The organism is Chengkuizengella marina (genome assembly GCF_009910845.1).
GTDB lineage: Bacteria > Bacillota > Bacilli > Paenibacillales > KCTC-33759 > Chengkuizengella > Chengkuizengella marina.
The window spans coordinates 1-6,446 of record NZ_SIJB01000071.1 but is presented as its reverse complement, the minus strand read 5'-3'; the positions used below and the strand labels follow the sequence as shown (position 1 = coordinate 6,446).

Genomic DNA, 6,446 nt, shown 5'->3' with positions numbered 1-6,446 from the left:
GGTTGATAACGGTGTATGTGTATGTAGAGGCTGCCATAGTTGGGCACATACATGTAAAGAAGGTAGAAGATGGTTTGAAGGTTATAGATTAAGGTATTTGATTTGAGTTTGAGGAGGGCATTATGCATAATCCAACGTTTCTAATTAAATGGATGGTAGGTTTTTATATTCAAGAGTTTAAGAGAAAGTTATCCACAGCAAAATGTACCTAATCACATATAGATGATTGTTTTTTGGTTTAATGAGATTGAAAGAAAATCACATGGAGGTAGGTACGATGCCAAGAGATTGGAATGATTATAAAAAGTGCTTTTTAAAAAACAAAATTGATTTATATGAAGCTACTTTCAAGTATTACGAAGAAAATATTCCTTCACCAATTGAACGAATTGCAATGATTGAATTAGTAGATGAATTCCAAGGTGAAATTAGTTTAAACAAAGCAAAGTTAGAAACTCAAAAAAGAATAGGTAAATATACTGTAGATTTTTATTTTCAATATATAAATAGCTTTGATGAAAAACTAGAGATAATTATTGAATGTGATGGTCATGATTTTCATGAAAAAACCAAAGAACAGGCAGCACATGACAAAAAAAGAGATAGATTTCTCACCGAACAAGGTTATTTTGTATTACGTTTTACTGGATCTGAAATAGTAAAGGAGCCACGTGTAATCACAGAAAGTATATATTCGATAATTGTCAAAAGTGATGGGATTTAGCTATGGCTAATCCACAGATTGAAAATGGTTACACAAAAATATCAAATGAAATACTAGATCATATGTGTCGGATAAAACTAAGTCCGACACAGTACCGCATCCTATTCGTTGTATGGCGATATACCTATGGATTTAACAGGAAAGCACATAAATTATCTTTATCATTTATAGAGGATGCTACAGGGGTGGATGTGCGAAATATTAGACGGAGTTTAGAAGCTCAGGAGGATCGAAAAATTATCATTCAAAAGATTGAAAAAGGGAAAGCAAGAGAGATTATTTTTAATAAAAATTATGAAGAATGGGCAGATGAAAATGAGGGTAAATCAAAGCCAACTATGGGCAAAACTACCCATGGGCAGAATGACCCAATGTCAAAACTACCCATGGGTGAAACTGCCCATGGAACTATGGGTGAAATTGCGCAAGGTGCTATGGGTGAAACTGCCCACCAAGAAATAAATCTTTTAAATAAAAACTTAAATACAGTTAGTCAGTTAGAAGAAAACGAAATATCTGAATCAGAAAATGAAATTATGAAAATTGCAAATGAAGTTGAAAAACACTATTGCATAAAACGAAATATCTTAAACGCTTCTCCAGTAGATTTTCAAGAAATAAAAACTTTAGCAGAAAGCGAAATACCGATTGAATTTATTAAAATGATTATTGATCAAACATTTGCTAATTACAAACCTAAACACCCAAGAGATCAAATACGAAGGTTTTCTTACTGTTCAACAGCAATTTATGACGAATGGGTTAAACATCAAGAAAAGATGAATAAGCAGACTGGATCAAAACCAAGTAAAAAATCGTACAGTCGAAGTGGTAAACCTATTATTCCTATGATGACCTACACAGACCAACAAGATACTGTATCGAAAGAAGATTTAGAAAGACTTCAGAGACTTGCTAATGAGTGGGATGGTGAAAGGGGGGTGTCTTAAATGCAATACATTGCTTGTGAAAATATAAATTACTTGTGGGACGAAAGAGAAGTTCTTGAATTTGACAACATGTAGAAACAAGGAATCTGTATTACAGAAATAGCCAGAGCTTTTAGAAGGACACCAGATGATGTTGCGATGTTAGTCATTGATCGAAATATGAAACGGAAGATTCAACCAAGAAAAGGTGGATTGTTTGGAAATAGAATGGAAGCAAGTTGAGAAAGGGTGAGGATATGAAAATTGAAGGTCAAGGAAAAGTAGTAGATGGTGAAAGAACTTTCATAGTTTATGCAACAGATAAAGAATTAAGGTTATTAACTGATAAACCTTCAGAGTACACAAGTTCGTTGAAGGTTGGAGACGAAATTGAAGTTAGTAGAAAATATGAACTATTCAACAAAATTCAACGTTATGGAAATGCAATTATAAATGATTTTGATGCGCTTAGGAATCTGTTTATAGATATTGGTTTAGGGGATGTGAAGAGGGGGGATGCGGATTGATTAAATTTACAATATTAGGAAAACCAGTTGCACAGGGTAGAGCAAGAACAACAACCATTAACGGTAAACCAAGATGTTATGATCCTAAAAAATCTAGTGACTATAAAGATTATGTACGTCTAGCAGCTACACCTCATGCTCCTAAAAGTCTCTTAGAAGGACCTCTATGTATGAAACTAAAAATATATAAACCTACGCTTAAGAGTTTTAATAAAACAAAGAAAGAACAGGCTGAATTAGGGTTATTAAGACCTACAACAAAACCAGATATAGATAACTATGTCAAAGGGGTTGCAGACGCACTAAATAATGTCATATGGAAAGATGACAACCAGTTAGTAGATGTGTTTGCGAGTAAGTTTTATAGTGAGAAGCCAAGGATAGAAGTGGAGATTGAGGAAATAGGAGGGTTGATTTCATGAAATTTAAAATCCCTGCGATTTTTGCTATTTTAAACACCTATTTCATATCGAATATAAAACAATAATACTAGATTCATATAAGATTAGGTAATTATATTAAAAAAAAACAAATAGAATAAAAAATAATCCTAGGTATTATACGAATACCTGTTCAAGGGGTGAGGGGAATGGAACAAGTCTGTTTTGATTTACCTAAATTAGATCAAAAAGCAACTAGGAAGAAAGTTTTAAAAGTGCTCAGAATAGCCAGAGAATACAAGCAAGTAGGATTTGTAAGAAAAACGATTCAGACGACACCTTCATATGCTTTAAGAGAACATGGTAATACTTATGCAATTAGTAAGCAGGTTGAAGATGTTGGGATCTGGAATGTAGATCGAGAAACAGTGATGAAGAAAGCTTATGAAGCTGTTCAACTATCACTTCCAAGACTATATGAAAAAGAAAGGCAAATTATAGTAAGGCGGTATCTTGAAAGAGAAGATGTATGTGATCTTGAGATTTACACAGCTTTGCATATGAGTGAGAGAAAGTATTACAGAATGAAGCTACAGGCGTTTAATAAACTAGCATACATGCTAAGAATAGAAGTGATAGGGTAAGTATAAAAATAGACTAAAATTCACGAAATTAAAAACTCATCTTGACAAAAATAAACTTTGACGTAAAATTAAAGTTAATTATATGTAAAGAGGTGGGTTTTATGGAAACCAATACTTTACATCAAGAATTACCGGATGAAATTAAGGAAATAATAGTTAATAATATTCAACAGGGCATAATAGATGCTAATAGGATTGTAAAACAAGAAAATTTAGAAATTGATACTTGTAAATCGCGGTTAATACGAGATTGTATTAATAGAAATTTAAGAGATGCTCTACCTGATAATGAATTTACTGTAATTAAAAAGCGTATTGCATTTGATTATAAAATAGGTTTAATTTACCACCATATATCGGACACGTTATTATTGCATTTAAAAGATGATACTTTAGAGCAAATTATTAATAATAATAGTGATAAAGATTTGATGCACTATTTAAGGGTTATTAATTCTATAAACAAACCATTTGATAAACAAATTTTAGAAGAATCTAAAAGTGGTCAGATGTCTTTAAATTTTGATATGGATAAGATAGTTAATGAAAATACAGTGAAATTGGAGTTTAAGTTATATGATTTAATATTGGATGTACCAGGCAAAATTGAGAAGGTCGTCATAATTTCTTACACAGGAAAAGGGATTGACTTGATTTCATGTACAAGAAATATTTTTGATTCACAATTAGTTGAAGTTGACAAGGATGACTGGAGTACATTTATTAAAGATACAGGAGAAATAACAGCCGAGCAATCTAAAGAGAAGAAAGAACCAGGAAAGGATCAACAGGATGTTCCTGGTATTGAACTAGACGAAGAAAATGAGGAGAAAGACGGATAGTTCTCCTCATAGGAGGATGCGTCATGTTAAAGTTTAACCCTGATCGGTTAAGATCAGCTAGATTATATGAAGGTTACACCATTGAAGAACTCGCAAAGAAAACAAGTGTATCCAAACAAGCAATTTCTCAGTATGAGAATGATAATAATGATCCAAGTTTAGAAACATTAATGGCTTTAATGCATACATTAGATTTTCCTAGAGAATATTTTTATGGTGAGGACGAAGAGACTAGGAATGTAAATACTTTTTTCAGATCTCTATTTACAACTAGTAAGAAGGAACGTAAGGCACAAGAAGAAAAACTAAAAAGATTAACTCAAATTTATCAAGCAATAAATAAGTATGTTAAATTTCCAAAAACAAATATACCTGAGATTACTGATGATATGATAAATGACATTGAATCATTAACAATGTATCTCAGAGAGTATTGGAGTTTAGGTGATGAACCTATTTCCAATATGGTTTATGTTTTAGAGAAAAATGGCTTCATTGTAACATCATTACCTACAAATACAAAGAAAATTGATGCTTGCAGTAACTTACAAGTTGTAAAGTCAGAAGAAAAATGTATTGTTGTATTAGGCAACGATAAAAGGACAGCAGTACGTAGACAATTTGACTGTACTCATGAGTTAGGACATTTAGTTATGCACAAATGGGCTTTGGACATGGAAACAGTAACCCGTGAAAAATACAAAGTTATAGAGAAGCAAGCAGATCAATTTGCTTCCAGTTTCTTGTTACCCAAAGAAGCATTCTTGAATGACTTAATTTATCCAAATAGGATTGAATATTATATAGAACTTAAAAAGAAATGGAAAGTATCAATTCAAGCTATGATTATTCGAGCTTATAATTTGGACGTATTGAGTTATAATCAATATCAGTATTTAATGAGACAGGTTGGAGCACGAAAATGGAGAACAGAAGAACCATTAGACGATAAAATTCCTATACCTGAACCGACTGCATTAAACAAAGCTGTCAACTTAATTATTAACCATAATGTATTGACTCCAAGAGAGTTTTTAAAAGAAATAAATATGAATCAAGAAAAGACAGAATTATTGTTAGGATTAGATAAAGGAACACTATCTGAGAAGAAGGAAGAAAATGATTTGATTATAGAACTGAAAACTGACAAACAAGATATACAAAAGGTTAAGGCGTAATAAAAAAGTGGCAGTTTATTGGCAAGACTCTAACAGAAAAATTACTGAAATCCGTAGTATTATTATATTTTGAGATATAAGGAAGGGCGCATGTAGCGCTCTTTTTTATGAATTACAAATCGAATGATAAAGAGGAGTTTGAATGATGGAAAATATCATTGTTTTAAACATATATGATCAAAGCTTATTTTTTGAAGATGAGGAATTGAAGAGTGAAAGGACTTCCTTAGGTAGGAAAATGTATGTTGTTAATGAATATAATGAAATACTTGAGTCTTGTCTTATTCATGATATAGTTATGTCTGGAAGTAGTTGGGTAGGAATTGATATCAATTCTATTCAAAATATTCACCATTATGATGTGGAATTAGAGACACTAAACGGTAATTATGATGAGATACAACATAAAGAAAATATCAATAGATCAACTGAAAGATCAAAGAAAATTTTTAATATTTTCAATGATAAATTTGAGAATTTTCTTGGGAAATTACCTGACCTGTTCATGGACACTAATTATCAAGATGGTTTTCTAGTCAATGTAATTGATTTATTTGGAAAAGAAGATCATGAGGCACTACTATCAGCATTAACAGAAAATAAGATACAATATTCAATTGTAAAACATAATAAAAATGTTACCGAAGCCGGAGCAGGACACTATGTAGAGGAAATAATATTATTTGTTTCTGAATCTGTAAAAAGTGGTGTTACTTGGGATTATATAAAATTACTTTTAGATAAAATGGGAGTCAGTTACAAAAAAGAAAAGGGAATTGATCTTGAAAAAATTACTGAAGATGTTGCTCAAAAGATTAATGAAAGTAGAAATAACCTATCATTAGGAAGTGGTTACTCTAAGGAAGGGGATGATTATAAAATTAACTTAAAAACTAGATATAGTGAAATAGATGTAGTGTGGAATGAGAATAAAGGAATTATTGAACTAAAAAATATTGAAAAGACTCAAACAAGAGTATAAACAAAAATAAAAATGGCAGAATCTTGGCACAAAGTTGGCAGTTTATTCATACAAATAGATGATATTATTATATTATGAGATATAAAGGAAGGGCCACATAAGCGCTCTTTTTTATATTCTAGCCCATAGATAAGAGTCCAAGCAATTATATGAGATTGTTCATAAGATAGTACGAATGGATAATTTATTAGTGAGTTGGGAGGTTATACTATGGGATTGGATAAAGGACCTTTTATAGTA

Annotated in this window: 8 protein-coding genes; all 8 read left to right on the top strand. The window is 31.4% G+C overall.

Annotated features, from left to right (window positions below; translation table 11 throughout):
- Positions 1 to 277: 277 nt before the first annotated feature.
- Positions 278 to 724, top strand: a complete 447-nt coding sequence (locus tag ERL59_RS20395) for an endonuclease domain-containing protein (protein ID WP_160648073.1) — start codon at positions 278 to 280, stop codon at positions 722 to 724.
- 2 nt (positions 725 to 726) lie between these two features.
- Entirely contained in the window at positions 727 to 1,674 is a 948-nt protein-coding gene (locus ERL59_RS20390) for a replication protein (RefSeq protein WP_160648072.1), read from the top strand.
- Positions 1,675 to 1,910: 236 nt separating this feature from the next.
- Positions 1,911 to 2,180, top strand: coding sequence for a hypothetical protein (locus ERL59_RS20385; protein ID WP_160648071.1), 270 nt, complete (start codon positions 1,911 to 1,913; stop codon positions 2,178 to 2,180).
- The gene (locus ERL59_RS20380) at positions 2,177 to 2,602 is read left to right on the top strand and encodes a RusA family crossover junction endodeoxyribonuclease (protein WP_160648070.1); all 426 of its coding nucleotides are present in this window, start codon (positions 2,177 to 2,179) and stop codon (positions 2,600 to 2,602) included. Before ERL59_RS20385 ends, ERL59_RS20380 begins: the two co-directional genes overlap by 4 nt.
- Positions 2,603 to 2,769: 167 nt before the next feature.
- Positions 2,770 to 3,204, top strand: a complete 435-nt coding sequence (locus ERL59_RS20375; protein ID WP_160648069.1) for an ArpU family phage packaging/lysis transcriptional regulator — start codon at positions 2,770 to 2,772, stop codon at positions 3,202 to 3,204.
- Between the two features lie 101 nt (positions 3,205 to 3,305).
- A complete protein-coding gene (locus tag ERL59_RS20370) occupies positions 3,306 to 4,046 on the top strand; it encodes a DUF5986 family protein (RefSeq protein WP_160648068.1) in 741 nt (246 codons plus the stop codon).
- Positions 4,047 to 4,069: 23 nt separating this feature from the next.
- A complete protein-coding gene (locus tag ERL59_RS20365) occupies positions 4,070 to 5,224 on the top strand; it encodes a helix-turn-helix domain-containing protein (RefSeq protein WP_160648067.1) in 1,155 nt (384 codons plus the stop codon).
- Between the two features lie 145 nt (positions 5,225 to 5,369).
- The gene (locus tag ERL59_RS20360) at positions 5,370 to 6,206 is read left to right on the top strand and encodes a hypothetical protein (RefSeq protein ID WP_160648066.1); all 837 of its coding nucleotides are present in this window, start codon (positions 5,370 to 5,372) and stop codon (positions 6,204 to 6,206) included.
- Positions 6,207 to 6,446 lie beyond the last annotated feature (240 nt).

Bases quoted from the DNA above. Each gene is read 5' to 3' on its own strand.
- ERL59_RS20385 (WP_160648071.1), top strand. From the start codon at position 1,911: ATGAAAATTGAAGGTCAAGGAAAAGTAGTAGATGGTGAAAGAACTTTC.
- ERL59_RS20375 (WP_160648069.1), top strand. From the start codon at position 2,770: ATGGAACAAGTCTGTTTTGATTTACCTAAATTAGATCAAAAAGCAACT.
- ERL59_RS20395 (WP_160648073.1), top strand. From the start codon at position 278: ATGCCAAGAGATTGGAATGATTATAAAAAGTGCTTTTTAAAAAACAAA.
- ERL59_RS20390 (WP_160648072.1), top strand. From the start codon at position 727: ATGGCTAATCCACAGATTGAAAATGGTTACACAAAAATATCAAATGAA.
- ERL59_RS20360 (WP_160648066.1), top strand. From the start codon at position 5,370: ATGGAAAATATCATTGTTTTAAACATATATGATCAAAGCTTATTTTTT.
- ERL59_RS20365 (WP_160648067.1), top strand. From the start codon at position 4,070: ATGTTAAAGTTTAACCCTGATCGGTTAAGATCAGCTAGATTATATGAA.
- ERL59_RS20370 (WP_160648068.1), top strand. From the start codon at position 3,306: ATGGAAACCAATACTTTACATCAAGAATTACCGGATGAAATTAAGGAA.